Origin of the sequence: Formosa algae (genome assembly GCF_001439665.1) — a bacterium.
GTDB classification, from domain to species: Bacteria; Bacteroidota; Bacteroidia; order Flavobacteriales; family Flavobacteriaceae; genus Formosa; species Formosa algae.
Window position 1 is genome coordinate 13,685 of the sequence record NZ_LMAK01000022.1, and the last position, 22,358, is coordinate 36,042.

The 22,358-nt window shown below is 32.7% G+C and carries 17 protein-coding genes; 7 read left to right on the plus strand and 10 right to left on the minus strand.

Annotated elements, in window-relative coordinates:
• Window positions 1-80: 80 nt before the first annotated feature.
• The 3 genes from AST99_RS08545 to AST99_RS08555 form a co-directional block, all read right to left on the minus strand.
• Window positions 81-761, minus strand: a complete 681-nt coding sequence (locus AST99_RS08545; protein ID WP_057781424.1) for a Lipl32 family lipoprotein — start codon at window positions 759-761, stop codon at window positions 81-83.
• 309 nt (window positions 762-1,070) lie between these two features.
• The gene (gene aldA, locus AST99_RS08550; RefSeq protein WP_057781440.1) at window positions 1,071-2,510 is read right to left on the minus strand and encodes an aldehyde dehydrogenase; all 1,440 of its coding nucleotides are present in this window, start codon (window positions 2,508-2,510) and stop codon (window positions 1,071-1,073) included.
• 524 nt (window positions 2,511-3,034) lie between these two features.
• Entirely contained in the window at window positions 3,035-3,934 is a 900-nt protein-coding gene (locus AST99_RS08555) for a helix-turn-helix domain-containing protein (protein ID WP_057781425.1), read from the minus strand.
• A 100-nt stretch (window positions 3,935-4,034) separates the two neighbouring features.
• On the opposite strand from AST99_RS08555, the gene rhaD reads away from it, so the two are divergent.
• From rhaD to AST99_RS08575, 4 genes are all read left to right on the plus strand, one after another.
• On the plus strand, window positions 4,035-4,829 hold the full coding sequence (rhaD, locus tag AST99_RS08560; RefSeq protein ID WP_057781426.1) for a rhamnulose-1-phosphate aldolase: 795 nt from the start codon (window positions 4,035-4,037) through the stop codon (window positions 4,827-4,829).
• A gap of 18 nt (window positions 4,830-4,847) precedes the next feature.
• Window positions 4,848-6,635, plus strand: a complete 1,788-nt coding sequence (locus AST99_RS08565; RefSeq protein ID WP_157486336.1) for an L-fucose isomerase — start codon at window positions 4,848-4,850, stop codon at window positions 6,633-6,635.
• Window positions 6,636-6,881: 246 nt separating this feature from the next.
• Window positions 6,882-8,195 carry an FGGY family carbohydrate kinase gene (locus AST99_RS08570; RefSeq protein ID WP_057781427.1) on the plus strand — a complete coding sequence of 438 codons (1,314 nt, stop codon included), beginning with the start codon at window positions 6,882-6,884 and terminating at the stop codon, window positions 8,193-8,195.
• Window positions 8,196-8,201: 6 nt separating this feature from the next.
• On the plus strand, window positions 8,202-9,356 hold the full coding sequence (locus tag AST99_RS08575; RefSeq protein ID WP_057781428.1) for an iron-containing alcohol dehydrogenase: 1,155 nt from the start codon (window positions 8,202-8,204) through the stop codon (window positions 9,354-9,356).
• A 130-nt stretch (window positions 9,357-9,486) separates the two neighbouring features.
• On the opposite strand, the gene AST99_RS08580 is transcribed toward AST99_RS08575, so the two are convergent.
• The 7 genes from AST99_RS08580 to AST99_RS08610 form a co-directional block, all read right to left on the minus strand.
• Window positions 9,487-10,404, minus strand: coding sequence for a DUF6263 family protein (locus tag AST99_RS08580; RefSeq protein ID WP_057781429.1), 918 nt, complete (start codon window positions 10,402-10,404; stop codon window positions 9,487-9,489).
• Between the two features lie 236 nt (window positions 10,405-10,640).
• Complete coding sequence (locus tag AST99_RS08585; RefSeq protein ID WP_057781430.1) at window positions 10,641-11,453, minus strand: alpha/beta hydrolase; 813 nt, start codon at window positions 11,451-11,453, stop codon at window positions 10,641-10,643.
• 335 nt (window positions 11,454-11,788) lie between these two features.
• Entirely contained in the window at window positions 11,789-12,172 is a 384-nt protein-coding gene (locus AST99_RS08590; RefSeq protein ID WP_057781431.1) for a cupredoxin domain-containing protein, read from the minus strand.
• Window positions 12,173-12,203: 31 nt separating this feature from the next.
• A complete protein-coding gene (locus AST99_RS08595; protein ID WP_057781432.1) occupies window positions 12,204-12,752 on the minus strand; it encodes a carboxymuconolactone decarboxylase family protein in 549 nt (182 codons plus the stop codon).
• Between the two features lie 388 nt (window positions 12,753-13,140).
• On the minus strand, window positions 13,141-13,983 hold the full coding sequence (locus AST99_RS08600; protein ID WP_057781433.1) for an AraC family transcriptional regulator: 843 nt from the start codon (window positions 13,981-13,983) through the stop codon (window positions 13,141-13,143).
• Between the two features lie 51 nt (window positions 13,984-14,034).
• A complete protein-coding gene (locus AST99_RS08605; RefSeq protein WP_057781434.1) occupies window positions 14,035-14,445 on the minus strand; it encodes a DoxX family protein in 411 nt (136 codons plus the stop codon).
• A 154-nt stretch (window positions 14,446-14,599) separates the two neighbouring features.
• Window positions 14,600-15,028, minus strand: a complete 429-nt coding sequence (locus tag AST99_RS08610) for a PH domain-containing protein (protein ID WP_057781435.1) — start codon at window positions 15,026-15,028, stop codon at window positions 14,600-14,602.
• 667 nt (window positions 15,029-15,695) lie between these two features.
• On the opposite strand from AST99_RS08610, the gene AST99_RS08615 reads away from it, so the two are divergent.
• The 3 genes from AST99_RS08615 (at window position 15,696) to AST99_RS08625 (ending at window position 22,262) form a co-directional block, all read left to right on the plus strand.
• Entirely contained in the window at window positions 15,696-19,862 is a 4,167-nt protein-coding gene (locus AST99_RS08615) for a hybrid sensor histidine kinase/response regulator transcription factor (protein ID WP_057781436.1), read from the plus strand.
• A 118-nt stretch (window positions 19,863-19,980) separates the two neighbouring features.
• Entirely contained in the window at window positions 19,981-21,192 is a 1,212-nt protein-coding gene (locus AST99_RS08620; RefSeq protein WP_057781437.1) for a glycoside hydrolase family 88 protein, read from the plus strand.
• Between the two features lie 299 nt (window positions 21,193-21,491).
• Window positions 21,492-22,262, plus strand: coding sequence for a T9SS type A sorting domain-containing protein (locus tag AST99_RS08625; RefSeq protein ID WP_057781438.1), 771 nt, complete (start codon window positions 21,492-21,494; stop codon window positions 22,260-22,262).
• Window positions 22,263-22,358 lie beyond the last annotated feature (96 nt).

Here is a 22,358-nt window from a genome sequence, read left to right on the forward strand (position 1 = left end):
GCAAACCGTTTATCGAGATATAGAAAAACAAAAAAATCCAAGTCGGAAGACTTGGATTTTTTATATAATTAAAATAAAAATTATTTCATTTGTTCTAATAAGCCTTCAATAGTATTAGACATTACAACGCCTGGTAATTTTACAGGAGAACCTATTTGAGCAAGGAACGTTCCATTTACTTCACCTGTTTTGTAAGTTGTAAATCCAATTCTGTATAATCCTTTAGTTAATGCTTTTAAAGGATCTCCAGTTTGACTTTCGTAACGTAAAAGTGAGTTGTAAGAGCTTCCACTAGGTTGTTTAGGCATTTCACTACTATCGTCATTACTTGCTAATTTAGTCCAAGTTGCACTTGCAGAATCAGCAATTTTGTCTGCTGTAAATACACTAGATCTTTCTAAAGTAATGTAAGTGTCAAAGAAGTCTTCAGAATCTTTGTTGTCTTCATACCCAGCGCCAATAATAGCATTTTTAGTTTTTGCACTTCCAGCAGGAGACATCATTCTTAATCCTAATTCTGGAGCAACAGCAGGAATCCATACATAGATGTAGTAAAATTTCTTACCATCTTTAACTTCGTCCTCAGATCCTGGAGCAGCGTGTCCTAAATAACTAATCACATCTGTGTATGGTAATTTTTTAGTAACTGGACCTACTTTTTTCTCGATAGAACTCTCGAACGATTTTAATTTTTGCGCATTAACTGTGGTCATAGCAAGTGCAAAAATAAATAATACACTTACTTTTTTTATAAATTTCATATGGTGTTGGTTTTTAATTTGGCGCAAATTAGAGCTTTTAAATTAAGAACCGCTGTTTATTGGATTAATTGTTAATTTAGATTTTTTAACAAAATAAACATTTTAATTTAACGCATTTATTAATAAAACCATTACAATATGTGATTTCTATATATTATATTTTAACTCGAATTAATGTAATGTATGCTATAAAGGTGCTGTTATGTAATACATTAAGCTCCGACATCTGATAAAAAAAAATCCCGTTGAAATAGATCTAACTATTTTAACGGGATTCATTATAAAATGAAACATGTTCTTGATTTGCTATTATCTATACTGAGCATATATCACTTTGGTTTGAAGGTATTCCTCCATACCATGTTTACCATCTGCACCACCTAATCCAGATTTTTTCCATCCGGCATGGAATCCTTGAATGGCTTCAAAATGTTCTCTATTAATGTATGTTTCTCCAAATTGTAATTCTTGAGACGCATGCATAACTTTATTAAAATTCTCTGAGAATATGGATGAGGTTAGTCCGTATTGACAATCGTTAGATAAAGCAATAGCCTCGTCTAACGTAGAAAATGTCATTACTGGTAATACAGGGCCAAAAACTTCTTCTTGTATGACCTGCATATTTTGAGTTACGTTAGTAAGTAGGGTTGGTTGGTAGAAATATCCTTTATCAAACTGGCTAGATCTTTGGCCGCCCACAACAACTTCTGCACCTTCTTTTTTAGCATATTCAACCATTTCAGAAATTTTATCTAATTGATCTTTATTCACCAAACTACTCATATCTGGATTGTTTGTTGCAAAGGCATCTTCAACTTTAATTTCTGAAAACTTTTTTGTGACTTTGTCCATAAATTCATCATATATAGCATCTTCTACATAAACGCGTTCTGCACAATTACAAACCTGTCCGCTAAATATAATTTTAGAACTCACTACGGCATTTACGGCCAAATCTAAATTAGCATCGGCACAAACAATTGCTGGTGCTTTTCCTCCTAATTCTAAAGATACTTTGGTAATGTTTTCTGCGGCAGCTTCCATAATTTTCTGACCGGCACCAACACTACCTGTTAAGCTAATTATTCCAGTAATCGGACTTTTAGAAAGTGCATTCCCAACGATACTTCCTTTACCACAGACAAAGTTTAGAACTCCTGCGGGAACATTTAATTTTTCTATTAATTGAGCAAATTGCATGACTGTATTAGGAGCAACAGAACTTGGATTAATTATACAGGTATTTCCTGTGACTAATGACGGCGCAATTTTTCTTGCCATAACAAAGAAAGGGAAATTCCATGGCAGGATTCCAACCGCAACACCAATAGGGGCTTTATGTAAAAAGATATGCTCTTTTTGTCTATCACTTTGTATAATTTCTCCTTCAATACGTCTTGCCCAACCTGCATTATAATCAAAATAATCTGCTGTCACATCTATTTCTACTTGTGCTAAACCAATAACTTTGGCTTGTTCTTTGGCAAGCGTTTCTGCTAGCGCTACGCGATTATCACGAATTACATCTGCCATTTGATGTAAGTATTTGGCACGTTCTATTGCGGTTAAAGATTTCCAAGCGTGTTGAGACGCTTCGGCTGCTTCTAAAGCTAAATCGGCATCTTTAACACTTCCTACAGGCATTAAGGATAGGACTTCTTCTGTACAAGGATTTAAAATTTCAATAACATCTGTAGATGTAGATGTGACGAACTTTCCGTTAATAAACTGTTCAAATGGTTTCATAATGTCTTTAAATTTAGTGTGCATAAATACAAATGGTTAAACCCATTTATATTTAAACGTTTGTTTGTTATACTCTGTTTTTAATTTATTTTTTTCAGTCTAGGTAAGGCGTAAACTGTGGTTTAAAAAAATAAATATGGTCTTGTACTATCAAACTTAAAGATATGACTTCAAAAAGTTTTATCCATAACTAACTATTTTATGTATAATTTAAACAATTACAGTTGTTTTGGTGTTTTTTTAAGACGCGTTTATGGTAATAAAACTGATTTTGAAGATTTGTTGTTTAGCGTTTTGAAATTGGACGTGTAAAAGTGAATTTTAGTTTTGTTAGTCTTGATAATAATACGTTTTCAACATGGAAAGCGTTTAGTTGTAGAGTATGACGAAAAAATAACTTTTTTAAACCGTGTGTTTGTACGCTTCATAGCTTAGAAAAATCTTAGGATGCTTCTAAAACGCTAGGAGTGTAGTAGACGTGATTTTAAAAAATTATCAATCTGATGTAAATGCAAGTGTATTGTTTAAGTATATCTCCCAGATTTATAAACTGCTGGAGTAAGTCCTGTTACGGCCTTAAATACTCTAGAAAAATGATACCTGTCAGAAAATCCTAAATTATATGCTACTTCTTCAATCGAGTTGTCGGTATGTTCAAAGAGTTCGCAGGATTTAGCAATTTTTCTATTTTGAATAAAATTATGTAGCGTTATCTGCATTTCTTCCTTAAAGAGTCGAGCAAACGAATTGGGAGCCATGTTAATTAAAGAAGACATGTCTGTGTTTTTTAGCTTTTTTTCAATGTTAGCTTCTACATATCGAATCACTTTTAAAACCCGTTCATCAATAATAGTGGTTTTCCATAATTCAGGACCAATATTGGTTAAGGCTTCTTTAATAAAGGCTTGTAGTTTTAAATTGAAAGTCAGTTTAAAATCCTTGTTTTCTAATTTTAATCGGTCGGTTAAATATTCCAAACGCTCTTTTAAATAGTCGGTCATTTCAATTTTTAAAATACCAGGATATACACTATCAAAAGGGACACCAAGATTAAAATGAATAAAAAAATGAATTAACGAATGTTCTAAATAATCCTTTTCATTAATGTTATGGCTGAATTGCTTTCCAGAAACATGAATTCCCGTACTATATCTATGATTTTTTTTGAACTGAGAAGAAAATGATGTAAACGGTGGTATAATATAAATGTGGTTCGCATCCATCTCGTACACTGTGTTTTGATGAATTAATTGGCCACCTTCATTCTTATTCCAATATAACCTCCAGAACGGAAATACCATATCGTGGCAATCCCACAAATCTAGTAACCAATAGCGGCAACACATGAGCCTTAATCTAAGGTCAATAAAATTTTGTTTGTTAGAAGAAGGATCTCCTAATTCAATGCTTTTTACAAACTTCATTTTCTAACAATGTTTGAATTAGATACGAAAATACAGATTTTGAATATTTATTTGATGATATAGGTTAACTATTTTTGTGACATAAACATAATTAAATACTATGAAAACTTTAAAACTTCCAATAGAAGTAGAGGCAGAATTAAAAAAAGTATCTACTGTAGCAGGCTACTTATGGCAAAGAGAATGGGCAGAACGAAATGCAGGTAATATTTCAATGAATTTAACTTCTTTTTTCTCGAAAGACGAAGTAAAAGGAATAGGTGAAGAAGTGCCTTTCGATTTTCCTAAAGAAGCAGGAGGGTTTGTTTTATACATTACCGGTACAGGTTGTTATTTAAGAGATTTAGTAGATAAATTAGAAGAAGTGTCTTGTATCCTTTATATAAATGAAGCTGCAACAGCATATTCTATCATATGGGGAGGGAATCGTCCTAACTTCGGACCAACTTGCGAATTGATTTCTCATGCAAGTATTCACCTCTTTAATTCCCAACATCACCCAGAAAACTTAGCAGTAGTACATACACATCCATTAGAATTAATTTGTATGAGTCACCATGAGTTATTTGATGATGAAGAAGAATTAAACAGACAAATTTGGATGATGTGTCCTGAGGTTAAAGTATTTGTACCTAAAGGTATTCACTGTACGCCTTATGCTTTATCTAGTACAGCAGCATTAGCAAAAGTTACAATTGATGCGTTTAAAACTAGAAATGTATCGCTTTGGGAAAAACACGGTGCAACAGCTACGGCTCCAGATGTAATGAAAGCATGGGACTTTTTAGATGTTGCTAATAAAGGGGCAAAACTGTTAATGATGTGTTGGGCCGCTGGATTTAAACCTGCAGGTTTATCTAACGAGCAATTAACAGAATTAGAACAATTTACATAATATAAAAGCATTATAAAGATGAGTAGATTAATAGGTAGACTACCAAAAATAGGTATTCGTCCAACAATTGACGGACGTGAGCTTGGTGTAAGAGAATCTTTAGAGGTTCAAACTATGGATATGGCTAAAGCAGCCGCAAAATTAATTGAAGACACATTACGCTTTCCTAGCGGAGAAAAAGTAGAATGTGTTATAGCAGATACTACAATTGGTGGTGTTGCAGACGCAGCAGCATGTGCAGATAAATTTAGAAGAGAAGGTGTAGAGGTTTCTTTAACAGTAACACCTTGTTGGTGTTATGGTACAGAAGTTATGGATACAGATCCGTTAATTCCTAAAGCCGTTTGGGGATTTAATGGTACAGAACGTCCAGGTGCTGTATACTTAGCAGCAGCTTTAGCAGGATATTCTCAAAAAGGATTGCCAGCTTTTGGTATCTATGGGAAAGAAGTGCAAGATGGTGGCGATAAAACCATTCCAGAAGATGTTGCCGAAAAAATTATACGTTTTGTAAAAGGGGCTTTAGCAGTCGCACAAATGAAAGGGAAATCGTATTTATCTATAGGTTATAGCTCTATGGGGATTTCTGGATCTATGGTCGATGTTAACTTTTTACAAGATTATTTAGGAGTGCGAGCAGAATTTGTAGAATCTGTTGAACTTCTTAGACGTATGGATGAAGGTATTTACGATCATGATGAGTATGAAAAAGCTCTAGCTTGGACTAAAGAAAACTGTAAAGAAGGAGAAGATAGAAACAATCCTGAGAGTCAGAAATCTCGTGAAGTAAAAGATAAAGAATGGGAGAAAGTTGTAAAAATGACTTTAATCTGTAAAGATTTAATGAATGGAAATCCTAAATTGAAAGCGATGGGATTTGGTGAAGAATCTAAAGGTAGAAACGCCATTATGGGAGGTTTCCAAGGGCAACGTCAGTGGACAGATTACCAACCTAATGCCGATTTTACTGAGTCTATATTAAACTCGTCTTTCGATTGGAATGGAATTCGTCAAGCGTATACTTTTGCAACAGAAAACGATTGTTTAAATGCCATTTCTATGTTATTTGGTCATTTATTAACCAACAAAGCACAATTATTCTCTGATGTGAGAACGTATTGGAGTCCAGAATCTGTAGAACGTGTTACCGGTAAAAAATTAACAGGTCTTGCAGAACATGGAATTATTCACTTAATTAATTCTGGGTCTACCACTTTAGATGCTACTGCACAACAGTTAGATGCAGACGGTAATCCAACCATGAAACCATTTTGGGATATTACAGAAGACGATGTTCAAAGATGTTTAGATAATACAAAATGGCCACCAGCTACAGTAGAATATTTTAGAGGTGGAGGATTTTCATCTAACTTCTTAACTAAAGGTCAAATGCCGTTAACCATGTGCCGTATTAATCTAATTAAAGGTATTGGTCCAGTATTACAAATTGCAGAAGGATGGAGTGTAGAGCTTCCAGATGATGTACATACAGTATTAAACGAAAGAACAGATCCAACTTGGCCAACAACTTGGTTTGTACCAAGAACAACAGGGCAAGGTGCTTTTAAAGATGTCTATACTGTTATGGGAAAATGGGGTGCTAATCATGGTGCTATTTCTCACGGACATATCGGTGCCGATTTAATTTCATTGGCAGCCATGTTACGTATTCCAGTAAATATGCATAATGTAGATGAAAACGATGTATTTAGACCAAGTGCATGGTCTGCTTTTGGAGAGCAGTTAGAAGGTTCAGATTACAGAGCTTGCGAAAATTACGGTCCGTTATACGGATTCAAATCGTAACAATGTAAGTGTTCAAACACCAATATTGTTTGAATATATCTTACAACGTTAGTCCACTTTTTTTTAATAAAATTTGATAAAGATTATCCCTTTAATAGTGTGCCATTATTAGAGGGAAGGCTTTATCTATCTTAAATATTCCAAATAAAAACACGATTGCCAACCGTTTTTAAGATTGAAAAACGGGTCTTGTTTTTATTAATACCATGTCCCTTAGCGTAGGGATGAGAACAAAAAAATTAAACCATGAAAGACGTTATAGCCGTAATAGATATAGGAAAAACCAATAAAAAATTATTTTTATTTGACGTTAATTTTGAAGTTGTATACGAAGACAGTATACGGTTTGAAGAAATTACAGACGATGATGGATTTTGTTGCGATAATATCGAGGCTATAGAAGATTGGATTAAAAAAAGAATAAAAGAAATACAAGACCAAGGTCTTTATAAAATCAAAGCCATAAATTTTTCTACTCATGGTGCTTCACTAGTGTATTTAAATAAAGCGGGAGAGCGTATTACGCCCTTATACAATTATTTAAAACCATTAAATCTTGACGATTATCAAAGTTTTTACGAATCTCAAGGTGGTGTCGAAGAGTTTTCTAGAAAAACGGCATCTCCAGCCTACGGTATGTTAAATACCGGTATCCAAATGTTGGCACTTAAAAAACATAAGCCAGAAGTTTGGAAAAACGTACATGACATTTTACATTATCCACAATACTTAAGTTATCTATTTACGCATAAAATAACAGCCGATTATACTTCAATTGGAGCACATACAGCCACGTGGGATTACGACAATATGCAATATCACAACTGGCTAGAAGAAGCGCAAATATCGCTTCCAGAACCTAGTCGAGGAGATAAAGCTGTAATCACAGAAATTAATGGAGAACACATCGCTGTAGGTAGTGGTTTACACGATAGTTCGTCATCCATTATTCCGTTGTTAAAACAAAAAAATACGCGAGATTTTGTGTTGCTTTCTACAGGAACATGGATTATTACCATGAATCCGTTTAGTAAGGAAACGCTAACACAACATCAGCTAAAAAATAATTGTTTGTGTTTTATGACGCCAGAAAAACAACAAGTGAAATCGTCTATGCAATTTCTAGGTCGTATACATGAAGTGTATCTTAAAGCTTTTAGTACACACTTTAATGTCGATATAGATACGCATCTAAATTTAGAACTTACACCTGATCTTGGTCGCAAGATATTAGAACAAGATGCCCGTGTATTTTTAAGTGAAGGCATAGACACAGATTTTGAAGCACATCCAGAATTATTGAAGAATTTTTCTTCTTATGAGGAAGCTTATTTTCAATTGATTTATGAAATAAGTAAAAAAGTGATTCAAGGGATGGACTTAATTTCAGATGAAAATGCCGTATTAAAAGACGTGTATATCTCTGGTGGGTTTAATAGAAACAAAATTTTTATACTGTTTTTGGAATTACTAAAACCTAGCATAACTATTAAAATTTCGGATTGTAAAAATGAAAGTGCATTGGGAGCTGCTTTACTAATGAAATCTTATTTAAAATAGAAAATTATGTTACAAAGTAGAAGAATTTATTTGCCCCCACTAAGTTTAATTGGTCCAGGATCATTAAAAGATTTAGCTGAAGAATTAAAAGCATTACCTTATAAAAAGGCCCTTTTTGTTACCGATAAAGTACTCGTTAAAATTGGTGTCGCCCAACAAGTGATGGATACGCTAGCGAGCTCTAATATTGAAATGGTTGTTTTTGATAATGTACAACCAAATCCTACAGTTAAAAATGTAAACAATGGTTTAAAATTATTAAAAGAACAGAATTGCGATGTTATTATTACACTTGGAGGTGGTTCGCCTCAAGATTGTGGTAAAGCCATCGGAATTTTAGCAACTAATGGTGGAGAAATTAATGATTATGATGGAATACATAAATCTAAAAAAGCATCTTTACCTATAATTGCAATTAACACCACGGCAGGTACAGCTAGTGAAGTCACGATTAATTATGTGATTACGGATGTAGAACGCCATATCAAAATGGTGATGGTAGATAAGAATTGTTTAGTATCTATCGCTGTAAACGATCCAGAATTAATGTTAGGAAAACCAGCATCATTAACTGCTGCCACAGGTATGGATGCCTTAACACATGCTATAGAATCTTATGTCTGTAATGGCGCCTTCCATTGGTCTGATGCCTTAGCTTTACAAGCTATTAAGTTAATAGCTTCTAGTTTAGAAGAGGCTGTAAATAACGGAAGTAACTTAGAAGCGAGAAGTAAAATGGCTTGGGGACAATTTATAGCTGGTCAATCTTTTTCTAATGCAGGCTTAGGTTTTGTGCACTCACTAGCACATCAATTAGGTGGTATGTACGATTTACCACATGGCGTTGCAAATGCTATTTTATTGCCACACGTAGAACGTTTTAATATTCCGGCTTGTACTCATAAATTAAAAAAAGTAGCGCGAGCTATGGGTGTAGAAGTTTCAGATAAAAATGATTTGGAAGGTGCAAACGAAGCAATTAAAGCCATAGAAAAACTATCTAAAGCGGTTGGAATCCCATCAGGATTAAAAGAATTGGGTGTTAAAGAATCAGACTTTGAACTTATGGCACAACATGCATTAGAAGATGTCTGTACTGGAGGAAACCCTAGAACTGTAAATTTAGAAGAAGCCGTGGCTATTTACAAAGCGGCCATGTAATAATACATCACAACGCGCAAATCTAAATTAGCATCTGCGTAAAATATTATATTGAATTACTTAGAAGTAAAAAGCTTACAACTTCAATCTCTTGAATGAGTAAGCTTTTTTATTTGAATTTGGTTTACTCTTAATTTGTAATGTGCGTGGCGTTAGTCATTTGCATCGGAATTTTTAATCCGTTTGGCATTTGTGCATTTTCTTTAATAAAAGCATCGCCTTCAATGTTTTGGTTAACATGAGCTTCTAAAATCCAACCTGTGTCTTGGTCAACTTTCAAATCTAATGTCATATTACCAACTAAATCATATTTCATATCAATGCCATTAAACGACACATAGGCTTTTTTATCTGTAGTGGTTATGGTAGATTGTCCTTTAATAACCGCATAATCAGCTTTGGTTTCTACAAACTCATATTCCGTAATCATTTTAGCAGACATTCCAGATTCTATATCTGTATTAATAGTCCAAGTATCACCAGTAGTTACAGCAGTTTCAGGATAAATAGCTGTCGCCATTTCAATAGTACCTTTTAAAGCTTCAGCACCGTAGGCTTTCATAAGTTGAGCCTTTAATTGCCCTTTTTGCATGGCACTAAGTTGGTCAAAGGAGTTAATAGCTTCATTCCATACTAAATCTACATCTTCTATATTTATAATTTTTCCTGTTTTACTCATGCTAACTTCAAAGGTCTTTTGGGTCATTGCTTTAAACACGCTAGACATGATATCGTTTTCATCTTCTTTTTCAGAACTAAAATTCATGGCGCCTTGAGGCATTTGCATCGACATAGTTATAGTTTCAAAATTCGCATCAAAATGGTAAACATTGTCTTTTATTTCAGTCACCAAAAAGGATAACGATGCATCCATTAGCATTACCATTGTGATGTCTTGCCCATTCGCCGATTGTGTAATGGTGGCTTTAGAACTTGTTACTTGCTTGTAGGTTTCGCCTTTATCTAGATTTAAAGCTAAATCGGTTTGTTGGTTTTGGCAAGCAGTCAAGAAAAAAGATGCTAAAATTAGCGTGTAAATTGTTTTCATATAATGTAACGTATCGCGTTATGGGATGTTTATGTTGTAAAAAGACACAATTTTATCGGATAATCAAAGTTTGGAATGTAATAACACAAATTAAACTGATAAAAGTAATGCGGAAAGCTATTTTTGATTTGAAATGTAGCAATAAACGATTTTAAGATCAACCATGTGAGCTAAATAATCAATAAAACAGTGGCTATTTTTTTAGCATTTAATTTTATACAAAGATAAGTCGTTGTTTAGTCATTCAGTGTCCAAATCAAAGCACTTTCTTTGGTCGCCCTAAAAATGGTATTGTGGTGTTCTTCTGGCTGATCTGAATATTGCCATGTTAAATGTTTAGGCGCAGTGTTTTTTAGAGTGTGCTCTAATTGTTTGGTGTATTGAGAAATATCTTCGGCGTCAGAACCAGCGAACCACAATTTAATATCTTGTTCAGGAAATTTTTCAAGTAAATCTTCAGCATGATTAGTCAAATAATGAGTATTCCACCAAAGAGATGGATCCATAGCGATATAAAAATTAAAGGTTTCGGGTGTTAAAAAGAAGGTTTCCATAACAAAAAGGCCTGCTAACGATTCTCCTATAATTCCTTTTTTAGATTGTGTTCTGTATTTAGTGTCTATTTCTGGGATTAATTCTTCAGTAATAAAAGCTCTAAAATTTTTAGCACCATCGGAAAGCGGACAATACTGCTTGTCGTACTCAGATTCTGAATATCCACTTAAATCGCGTCCGCGTTCAGTATTTTCAATGCCAACGAGTATAAAAGGAGGTGTTTTATGTTCTGAAATTAATTTGGATAATGTATTTGCAATATGCGGAAAATCTTCTTTTATTCCTCCGTCTGGCATGTATAACACCGGAAAACGATCTGTAGTTTGTTTATAATTTGGAGGTGTCCAGATATTAACAATTCGGTTTTCGTTTACAAAATCGGATGCGATTACTAAACTATCATGTTCAGGAATAGGATCGTTGTAGGTTATCCCTTTGTTTTTACAGCTAGTAAAGGCTATAATAAGACTTAAAAAAAAAAGTGTTTTTTTCATGTGGACTGGTGTTTGGTATGTCTAATGGTATGTGTATTTTAAGTTTTCATGTGGTTTAATCTTAAAATAGACAGACTAATGATATTCATTTTTCAAGATACTTGATTTTTTTTAATCTTTATGCCTATCAATAAAACAGAATTAAGGTTAAGCATTTATTCATGTTTAAAAAGTATTTGTGTGTCGCTAAGTGTTTTATTTTGAGACAAGTATATAGGGCTTGTTTTAGCTGTTGAAATAGATTTAAATATAGTTAAATAAAAAAAAGAGCAATCCATTGCGGATTGCTCTTTTTATAAACGATGTATAATATTAATAATGTTTAAATGTTTCGTTTACTCTACTGTTAAGGTGTATTGTGGTGTTGGATTTAAAGGACAGAAATATACATATTCGCCTTTGGTTAAAGTAGTCACTTTACTCGTTTCCTTGGTGTTATTTTCTACAGGTTTTGTGACATAAGCTGTACTGATGTGATTTTCTGGTTTAGAGACATCTTTGCCTTTAGGCACTAATACAAACCCTACTTGGTGACCGACATTATTGTTAGCGATTTCAAAAATGTAATTACCTTCTTTTAAGGTTAATTCTTTTTGTGAGAAATCACCTGTAGTTTGCTCTAAAGATACTACTGTTGTTTTTTTAGCCATTTTGTCTTGAGCTTGACCTGTTAATGTAAAGGTTAATGCGATTACGATTACTGCGATAAATTTTTTCATGTTTTTGTTATGTATTAAAGATTGGTAATTATTAAATTGTTTCTAATGCTAAGGGTTGTGCTACTGGAAAATCTACAGGCACTTGGGTTGTGCTATGTACATAATTAGATATGGTTTTATCTCCAACTAAAGAAATAGCATCTATTAAGTTTGCTTTTGTGTAGCCTGCATTAAAGAAATTTTCTAACACTGCAGCATCTGTTTTTCCTCTGTTTTTGGTAATGTTTTTAGCTAATTTTGCTAAAGCATCTAATTTGTTGTTTACTGTAGAAAATCCTGCTCTTAATTCTAGGATTTGATTGTCTGTAAAACCATTCATTTTTCCAATAGCGGTGTGCGCAGAAAGACAGTAAGTACAATCGTTTACCTGACTAACAGCAAGGTTAACAACTTCTTTTTCTTTAGCCGAAAGCGATGTTTTAGAATTTGCAAACGTTAAATAGTTTTCTAATGCCGTATCACTATGGGCGTATGTGGCGTATAAATTTGGTACAAAGCCTAAAGCTTTTTTTAGATTATCGAAAATGGCTTGATTGTTTTCGCTAACGTCTTCTCTTGAAGGAATATTAAATGTGCTCATATTTTTAATTATTTTATCTGAAATCTATTCAGAGGTTATTGTATGTGTGTAAATGTTTTTGTTGGTACAAAGTTGCGTGAAATTAAAGCCGTTTGGAATGCTTTTAATTCCCTAAAACATGTCGTTTTTTCCCTTGTGGCTAAAAGTTGCTTATAAAAGGTTTTTCAGCATCACAATAAAAATCATGAATGTGTTTTTGTTCGCAATGTGTTTTTGGACTTATAGTATTTACAGCGACTTTATTATTGTTTGTAAATATCTCGATAAGGTTAAATATGGATATGTTTCTTAATTTCATCTTGTTATTGTTTTAATATTACAATGCAAAGATGCGATAGAACAGGCTGCTATAAAATGAATATTTTGCCCTAAGGCTTGTCAATTTTTCCTAACTAGAAGTGTTTAGGCGTTTTTTGTAGTCTGAAGGGGAGTATGAGGTGTGTTTTTTAAATAATCTGCTTAAATGTGAAGCATCTTCAAAGCCAATATCGTATGCAATTTCCTTGGCTGTTTTGTCTGTGTAAATTAATAGGCGTTGTGCTTCTAAAACAATACGTTCGTGAATAATTTGTAACGGACTTCGGTTTAGTTTTGCAAAATTGTTAGATAAGGTTTTAGGCGATTTATACAATTTTTCGGCATAAAAAGTAACACTGTGTTCCGTTTTAAAATGTTGCTCTACTAAAAAATTAAATTCACGAAGCAAGTCAACTTTAGAACTTTTTGGTGTTTCAATAAAGCCTTCCTTAGCTTTTAATAATCTCGTGCTTTTTATAATAAATCGTGCCATTAACATTCTAAGCATTTCTGCTTGTATGTTGTCTTCGGTTTCTAATTCGTCTATAAATACGTCGTGCAAGGTTTCAAATTTCTCTTGTTCTAAAGTATTTAAATGAATGACAGGAATATTTATATTTCCAAAAAATAATATACCAACGCAGCTCACTTCTTGATCATGATCTTTAATGCAATAAAATTCTTGATTGAATTGATACATGGTAACATGTTGCCCAGACTTATATTGAAGATATTGAATCGGGGTAAGTGCCAAAATACTGTGTGGCTCTAAAGTAAAAGGAATACTGTCTATAATTAAATCTATAGGCTCAGATTTTGCCCAGATAAAAGTATAAAACTCACATTGTTTCGCTTGTTTAAAAGACTGCAAATCGTGCTCATTCCCAATATTGAAAATAGCATTTGTAGAAAATTCTTTAAATGTGTGAGTCATGGTGACTGGGTCTGATTAATATTGAATAATTACAAAAAAGCAGCAGGATATTTAACTCTCTGCCCTCTTGATGCTAATGATGTTATCCAAGGCAAACGTATTATCTTTTATATTCTGAATAAGGTATACTATAAAAGCAATATGTACCAGTTGCGCTGTAATAACTCCCCAGTTTTCTATAAGTGCAGATCCGAAAATAAGAGAAATTAAAAGTGCAGAAACAACGATGGCAGACATTCTAGTAAAAAATCCTAATACTATAAATAATCCAAAAATGAATTCTGAAATGGGTAAAACATAACTAAAAGGAAGCGTTAAAAACTCAGGTAACATAGAGTTTTCAAAAGATTTGAGAATACCTTCACTAAAAGCGTGTAGTTTTGGGAGACGCACTAAACCGTGTCCAAACATACTTATACCGATGGCGATTCTAACGATTAGATAGGATGTTTTGTTTTGCATAATCTCGATGGCTTTTTTTAATATTAAATATAAACACGAAGTCTAACTTACCCTGTTTTCATTTTTGGACTTAGTCCACACATAATAGATAATCTTACGTTCTGATCTGTGTTTTTTTGATTTTTTATTTAAATCTATGAATAGAGTTGTGACGCTATGTTACTATTTTGTTTTCAATATTGGGGTTTATTTTTACTAATTGACTAACAAAAGCAATCTTGTTTTTTGGTGAAATTACAATGGTATTATATTTACCATAAGTTAGTTCTAAACGGTCTAAAGATGGTGCTGGGGAAGACATTAAAGTATTGGTTTTAGCTACCGATTTAATTTTATGAATATCGAAACGCTGATGGTATAAAAAACTACATTTTACTATCAGTATTCCAGTATCCGTAATGGTGTATAGGGTAGAAAAATTGAGGTATAAAATGAAGAGATATATCAACATCAGGATTCCACCTGTAGATAATATGGCTTTTAATGGCTCATCTTGATATATCATAAATACCAATATACCTCCAAAAAGGAATGTTAAAAATAACATGAGTGTACTACCAAATTTAGATGTGTATGTTTTCATAATGTAAGTGGTGTTTAACACTTCAGCTTAAAAATACATATTTTTTAGATTGATTAAATCTAAAGATAAACGATATCTTATATGTTGAGTAATTTAAAATTTGTATTTAAATGTTAAGCATTGTATTGCCTTACTATTGTAGAACTTAAACACGGTACAAATAAAATTTTTACATGTTATGAGCACATATTGCATTTAGGATATGTTTTTTATATAGAGTTAAAAAGTAAAACAAAAAAATCGCAATACAGAATCTCCTTGTAGCATTATCAAATTCGTAATTTGTAAATACTTACTCTAACAGTCTCTTTTGTACTGCACCGTTGCTATTGGATCATAATTTATAGACAATGGGTATAGATTTATAGTTTATAAGCTTCAATATTAATAGTATTGCCACGCACAAAAAAAAGAGTGTTAGCCTATAAACTATGATGTTTTAATACTGTAAATGATAATTTAATTTCGTTACAGACACTCTTAATGTTTTAAAATAATTCACCTTACAAGCTAAAATTACTTAACATCTTTAGGCTGATGAGTTTAGATGGTTAATTGTATTTTAACTCTGTTTTTATATGAATTTTTATGGAATTATGATGTGTAACTAAATATACATTTCTGTTAAATTTTAGTAAATTTACGGGATTGACAAAATAGTTGTGGAATGAATAAGAATTTATGTTTAATTGTTTTTTGTTTTTGCTGTAATCTTATTTTTGGACAGTATTCTAACCTTAAATTTGAGAATTTAAATACCGAGGAAGGACTCTCAAGCAGTACATGTTTAGAGGTTTTTCAGGATAGCCAAGGGTTTTTGTGGTTCGGTACTATAGACGGCTTAAATAAGTACAATGGTTACGAATTCGAAATATTTAGACCCGTATTAAACGATTCTACTTCAATTAGTAATAACCGAATAAATGCCATTCAAGAAGATACTCAAGAAAATTTATGGATAGGGACCAATAACGGCTTAAATTTTTATCATCGAGACACCAAATTATTCAAGCACATTACCTTATATAAACAACCGCTTAAACTAAATAATCCTAAAAAAATAATTAACACGCTGTTTTACGATGCTTTAGAGAATATTGTTTGGGTGGGCACAAGCGATGGTTTAGTGAAGTTGGTGTTAAGTGACGATTCTAGCCAAGTAGACGATTTAGAACCTGTACATTACGAAAACAATCCAGGACAAAAGAACACTATAGATAATAACAACATTAACTCTATAGTAAAAGATGAAGATGGCTTTATTTGGGTAGAGACAAGTGGAGATTATTTAAATAAATACAATCCAATTTCAAACGATTTCGAGCGTGTGTTTATTCAACATGATAAACCTTATGAATTAAACCATATTCCGAAGCGTTTATTTATAGACTCTGGTAACGATTTTTGGATTGGAAACGATTTGTCTAATATTATTGTTTGGAATAAAGCTAACAACACTTTTAAGCAACTGGCACTAACAGAAAATAGTATTCCGTATTATACCATTTACGAAGATTCTACAGGAATAATCTGGATAGTAACAGATGGATACGGTATTTTCTTATTCGATAAGGATAAGCAGGAATTAAATCAGATTGTAAATAATTCTTCAGATCCATTTTCACTGCCAGGAAATCAGGTGTCTGATGTAATTGAAGATGATAATGGAATTTTCTGGATTGCAACCTATAATGAAGGGATTAGTAAATTAGATGTAAAGAAATCGAGTTTCGGTCATTATTATTATCAAAAAGGACGACCTAACGGATTAAATGAAAAAATTGTACAATCTGTATTACAAGATAGTAAAGGTAGAATTTGGTTGGGAGCCTATAATGGTGGATTGAATTATTTTGATGAAGAGCAACATACATTTACAGCGTATAGTCACGAACCTGACAATCCCAATTCTTTAAGTTCAAACAAAATCATGTTTACGTTTGAAGGGAATGATGGAGACATTTGGGTCTGTACTTTAGATGGTGGCGTGAGTAAATTTAATCCAGAAACTAAATCTTTTAAACGGTTTTACCACAGCGAGAATAATCCAGAGAGTATAGGTCAGAATTCTGTGTGGACCGGATTAGAAGATAAGCATAATCGTGTGTGGTTAGGATTAAGAGATGAAGGATTAGATGTGTTTGATTCTAAAACACAAAAATTTCATCATTTCAAAATAGGAGAATCCAATCAAGAAGGCCTATTAAACAACTTCGTGTTTTCTCTTTTTATAGATTCTCAAAATCGCTTATTAGTAGGAACATCTTTAGGTTTAAATTACATCAATTTAAATACATTAGGATCAGAAATTCCTGAGCACATCACCTTTGAAGACGTAAATATTAATGGAATATCTGGCAACAGAATTAATGATATTATAGAAGATAAATGGCACAATATCTGGTTAGGTACAGATATTGGTGTCTTTAAATTAGATAAGGATCTAAACCTTATAAAAACCTATTTTACTACCGATGGATTACCTAACAATCTAATCACGGGAATTCAGGAAGATTTAAATAATAATATGTGGGTCACCTCCAGAAGTGGACTCTCGGTAATAAAACCCCAAACACATAGTATTAAAAACTTCAATACGCACGACGGTATTCAAGGTATGGAATATCAAAGTAAATCTATAGATTGCACTATAGATGGTCGTATTCTAGCGGGAGGAATTAATGGATTTAATATTTTTCAACCTGCAGATATTGTAATTGGGACTTCAGAAAAGTTATACCCAAGAATCACGAAGTTGAAAATTAATAATGATTATGTAAAAATAGGAGATCGTATTAACAATAGGTTTATTTTATCAGAACCTAAAAATCTCGTTTTAAATTATAAACAGTCTAATTTATCTTTCGATTTTTTAGCGCTTCATTTTAAAAATCAAGAGCAAGTTAAATATGCTTATAAAATGGATGGGTTAGACGATAAATTTATTCAAGCAGGTAATAATAGACTCGTTAATTATTCCAATTTACAACCAGGAGATTATACCTTTAAAGTAAAAGCGACAGTAGATGGAGATTGGGATCATGCGCCCGTAACCTCTATGGATATTACACTTAATTCTCCGCCATGGAAAACATGGACAGCCTATACCATTTATGCCATTATTTTTCTAGTGTCACTTTGGTACTTAAATAAATACTTTACCAATAGAATTAAAGAAGAAAAGGAACACGAATTCGATCAAATGAAGCTCGAGTTTTTTATCAATGTTTCTCACGAATTTAGAACACCATTAACCTTAATATTAAATCCGCTAGACAAATTAATGGCAGGATATAACGATTCAGAAACAGTAAAGTCGTCTGCAAAATCTATTCAACGTAGTGCAAGACGTTTATTGTATCTTGTAAATCAGTTATTAGATTATAGGAAAATGGAAGTGGGTATGGCGCCTTTACAACTTCAAAAAGGAGATATTGTAAAGTTTAGTAACGATATTTTTGCCTTGTTTAAAGGGTTAGCGCTTAAGAAAAATATAGGCTATACGTTTACGTCTACAACAGATGAATTATATTCATTTTTTGATTTCGATAAGGTTGAAAAAATATTAACAAACCTCATTTCTAATGCCATTAAATTCACTAATAACGGTGGCGAAATTGTTGTATCCATTAATAAAGTTGAAGATAAAGGAAAACCTTCTACTTTTCTAGGGCAGTCTAAAAGACTCACAAATTATATTGAAATTATAGTAGCAGATACAGGGATTGGTCTTGATAAAGAACAATTAAACCAGGTGTTTTCTAGATTTTATAATGTAGATGTAAATAAAACAGGAACGGGTATCGGACTTAATTTTTGTAAGGGATTAGTGGAGCTACACGGCGGTGAAATTTTTGTAGAAAGTGAGTATGGAGTTGGGAGTAAATTTGTGGTAAGAATACCTTATAGTAAAAAAGCAGAAACAAGTGTAGTTGAGGCAGTTAAAGATGAGTTCTTAATTAATTCTATGAAATCTGTAGAGTACGACATGCTTATTTCTGAAGATAGCCAAGAAGTCGTCGATCAGGAAGCAGAAATTCATGAAAAAGAACGCGCTAAAATTTTAATTGTTGAAGATAATAAAGAGTTACGCGAACATTTAAGAAATGAATTACGCGGACATTACGAAATTATTGAAGCTGTAAATGGGGAAGAAGGTCTTAAAAAGGTACATAAACATTATCCAGATCTTGTAGTTAGTGATGTTATGATGCCTAAAATGGATGGTTTTGAATTGTGTAAACAACTAAAATCTGAATTTGAAACATGCCATATTCCGGTTATTTTATTAACTGCTCGTGCGCTAGAAGAAGACCGTATTGAAGGGTATAAAACAGGAGCAGATGGCTATTTAGGTAAACCGTTTAATATGCGCGTTTTAAAGGCCAGAATTTCGAATTTGTTAGAAACCAAACGTGTTTTAAGAGAGAAGTTTTCAAAATTGGGCGCAGTGATTCCTTCTAAAGAAATTACAAATAACTCTATAGATGAAGCCTTTTTAGAAAAAACCACAAAAATTATTTTAGATAACATCAGTGATTCCGATTTTAAATTAGAACACTTACTAAAAGAAGTTGGTATTGGGCGATCACAATTTTATAGAAAAATACAGAATATTACGGGGCAAAATCCGAGTAATTTTATACGTACCATTCGTTTAAAATATGCCTCAGAATTATTATTAAAAGATGTCAATACCATAAAAGAGGTAACGCATATGTCTGGATTTAATTCTGCTGCTTATTTCGGAAAAACGTTTAAAGAACTCTATAATATGACGCCTAGTGAGTATGTAGAAAAGCATAAAAAAGAATCGTCAGAGCCAGGTCGTTAATGCTATATGTTATTCTAATGAATTAGGAGTATGTAGTGTTATAATAAAGATTTATAGGTTGTAAGTTGCTTTATATGTGTTCTTTAATGTGGTCATCATTTATATAAAATAATGTACTATGAATAATACACGATACTTTGGTTTGTTAGGAATTGTATGTATGTTCTTAATAAGTTGTAATGCTGAGAAAAAGGAAGCAGTAACTGTTGTAAAAACCGAAATACAAACAGACGTTCTGCTAAATCAACATGCGACAAAATTAAAAGAAATCTTAAGCACCTTAAAAACAACAGATAGTTTTCCAAGACACATTTTTAAAGGAAAGACCAATTGGGAATTAGTCGGAATAAAGGATTGGTGTAGCGGATTTTGGGCAGGCACCTTGTGGTATGCATATGAACAGTCTAAAGATTCTACTCTCTTAAAAGGTGCTAAACAATTTACAGAAGCATTAGAGTCGCTAGCGTATACACCGCCTAAAAATCACGATCTCGGATTTCAATTGTACTGCAGTTATGGGAATGGTTTCAGATTAACGGGCAACCAAAAGTATAAACAAATTTTGTTAGATGCAGCTAATAATTTGGTCACCTTATATAATCCAAATGTAGGAAGTATTCATTCTTGGCCATACCGTACAGATTATTCGCATAACACGATCATAGATAATATGATGAATTTGGAACTCTTATTTTGGGCCGCTAAAAATGGAGGCGATGCATCGCTTTACGATATGGCTGAGAGTCACGCAGAAGTCACCATGAAGCATATTGTACGTCCCGATGCGACACTCTATCATGTTGCTGCTTTCAATGATTCAACAGGCGCGTTTATAAAAGGGTATACACATCAAGGTTATGCAGACGAGTCTATGTGGGCACGAGGACAAGCTTGGGGAATTTATGGTTTTTCGTTTACTTACAAAGAAACAGGGCGTGAGGACTTTTTGAAAACGGCTATAAATTTGTCTGATAAGTTTTTAGAACGTTTACCAGAAGATGGTATGCCATATTGGGATTTCGACGATCCAAAAATACCAAATACTCCTAAAGATGCTTCGGCAGCAGCTGTTGCAGCATGCGGATTATTAGAATTATCTACTTTAGTTAAAGATTCAGAATTGCAAGTAAAATATAGAACGGCGGCTAAAAAACTCATCAATCTATTATCTTCTTCAGCCTATCTCAGCAGATCAACAAATCAAGCGTTATTACTTCATGCAACAGGAAATTATCCTGATGGTTCAGAAATAGATGAATCCATAATTTATGCCGACTATTATTATATGGAAGCTTTAATGCGTCTGAAAGCATTAGAAACTAAAGTATAACTGGAGTCAAAAATTAATAGTTTTCATTTTAAGAGTGATAAAACCAAGTTATTTTTAAACAGGATATTGATAAAAAATATCACGATGATTTAATTGCGTTTCGATATAATCAGAGAACTAATTTTTCTTTCTATGTGTAATTCATTTGTATGATAAAGTTCTCAATGTTTTTATCATTTTAATTTGAATTACCTTTGAAATAGGCGATAATTCATAGGTAATGATCTCTATTTTATACGTTTATAAATAGGTTGTGAGTACTTTTAAAAAGTATAATTAACTATTTAAAACTATAAATTATGAATCTTAAAAAACTACTTTTTAAAATTATTTTAAACCCTATCAAAGCACTAAGCTTTGTGTTAATCTTTGCTACGAGTGTAGGTATGTCTGCCCAATGTCCAGCTTCTTATCCTTTTCTCGAAGCCATAAACGCAGGAGCTTTATCAGCTGATTTGACGATACAGGATAACGATACCGTAGGAAATGTAGAAGATGGCTCTTTTGTTGCTTTTAATTCACTAGATATTACCTGTGCCGATCAACTTTCTATTTCTGCAGCAGCACCTAGTGAACGTGGATATATTGAGGTACGACTTGGAGGGGCTACAGGAACTATAATTGGCGAATCTCCTTTAATAAATACTGGAAGCTGGGGTACATTTTCTACGATACTAATAGATATTGATAGTAGTGACGCCACAGGATCAGATACCATTTATTTTATGTTTAGATTAGCACCAGATGGTGGTTCTAGATATCTATTTAATATAGATGCCTTTCAATTTATAAATACAACACCTTTATCTGTGGATGATGTAGAAACTTTTGAGGTGAGTATATATCCTAATCCAGCATCAGATTTACTTTTTATTAATTTAGAAAATAATAGTTTAAATAGTAACAAAACTAAAATCTCTTTATATAACGTAGCTGGTCAAAAAGTGAAAGAAACAGAACTTACAAGTCCTAAAATGGAACTTAATGTATCTAGTTTATCAAGCGGACTTTATATTTTAAATATAAAAGATGACACGAAAAGTCTCTCTAAAAGAATTATAAAGCTATAAAACCTTACGCTTTTAGTGTAAGTGGTTTTAATAAATTGAACATAAATTGAAATTTAGGCAGGTGAAAAATGGCTTAAATAGCAGTATATAATACAC

Excerpts from the sequence above, each read along its gene's own strand:
- aldA (WP_057781440.1), bottom strand. The coding sequence starts at position 2,510 with ATGAAACCATTTGAACAGTTTATTAACGGAAAGTTCGTCACATCTACA.
- AST99_RS08580 (WP_057781429.1), bottom strand. The coding sequence starts at position 10,404 with ATGAAAACAATTTACACGCTAATTTTAGCATCTTTTTTCTTGACTGCT.
- AST99_RS08565 (WP_157486336.1), top strand. The coding sequence starts at position 4,848 with ATGAGTAGATTAATAGGTAGACTACCAAAAATAGGTATTCGTCCAACA.
- AST99_RS08600 (WP_057781433.1), bottom strand. The coding sequence starts at position 13,983 with ATGACTCACACATTTAAAGAATTTTCTACAAATGCTATTTTCAATATT.
- AST99_RS08555 (WP_057781425.1), bottom strand. The coding sequence starts at position 3,934 with ATGAAGTTTGTAAAAAGCATTGAATTAGGAGATCCTTCTTCTAACAAA.
- AST99_RS08595 (WP_057781432.1), bottom strand. The coding sequence starts at position 12,752 with ATGAGCACATTTAATATTCCTTCAAGAGAAGACGTTAGCGAAAACAAT.
- AST99_RS08590 (WP_057781431.1), bottom strand. The coding sequence starts at position 12,172 with ATGAAAAAATTTATCGCAGTAATCGTAATCGCATTAACCTTTACATTA.
- AST99_RS08625 (WP_057781438.1), top strand. The coding sequence starts at position 21,492 with ATGAATCTTAAAAAACTACTTTTTAAAATTATTTTAAACCCTATCAAA.
- AST99_RS08585 (WP_057781430.1), bottom strand. The coding sequence starts at position 11,453 with ATGAAAAAAACACTTTTTTTTTTAAGTCTTATTATAGCCTTTACTAGC.
- AST99_RS08615 (WP_057781436.1), top strand. The coding sequence starts at position 15,696 with ATGAATAAGAATTTATGTTTAATTGTTTTTTGTTTTTGCTGTAATCTT.
- AST99_RS08570 (WP_057781427.1), top strand. The coding sequence starts at position 6,882 with ATGAAAGACGTTATAGCCGTAATAGATATAGGAAAAACCAATAAAAAA.
- AST99_RS08605 (WP_057781434.1), bottom strand. The coding sequence starts at position 14,445 with ATGCAAAACAAAACATCCTATCTAATCGTTAGAATCGCCATCGGTATA.
- AST99_RS08610 (WP_057781435.1), bottom strand. The coding sequence starts at position 15,028 with ATGAAAACATACACATCTAAATTTGGTAGTACACTCATGTTATTTTTA.
- rhaD (WP_057781426.1), top strand. The coding sequence starts at position 4,035 with ATGAAAACTTTAAAACTTCCAATAGAAGTAGAGGCAGAATTAAAAAAA.
- AST99_RS08545 (WP_057781424.1), bottom strand. The coding sequence starts at position 761 with ATGAAATTTATAAAAAAAGTAAGTGTATTATTTATTTTTGCACTTGCT.
- AST99_RS08620 (WP_057781437.1), top strand. The coding sequence starts at position 19,981 with ATGAATAATACACGATACTTTGGTTTGTTAGGAATTGTATGTATGTTC.
- AST99_RS08575 (WP_057781428.1), top strand. The coding sequence starts at position 8,202 with ATGTTACAAAGTAGAAGAATTTATTTGCCCCCACTAAGTTTAATTGGT.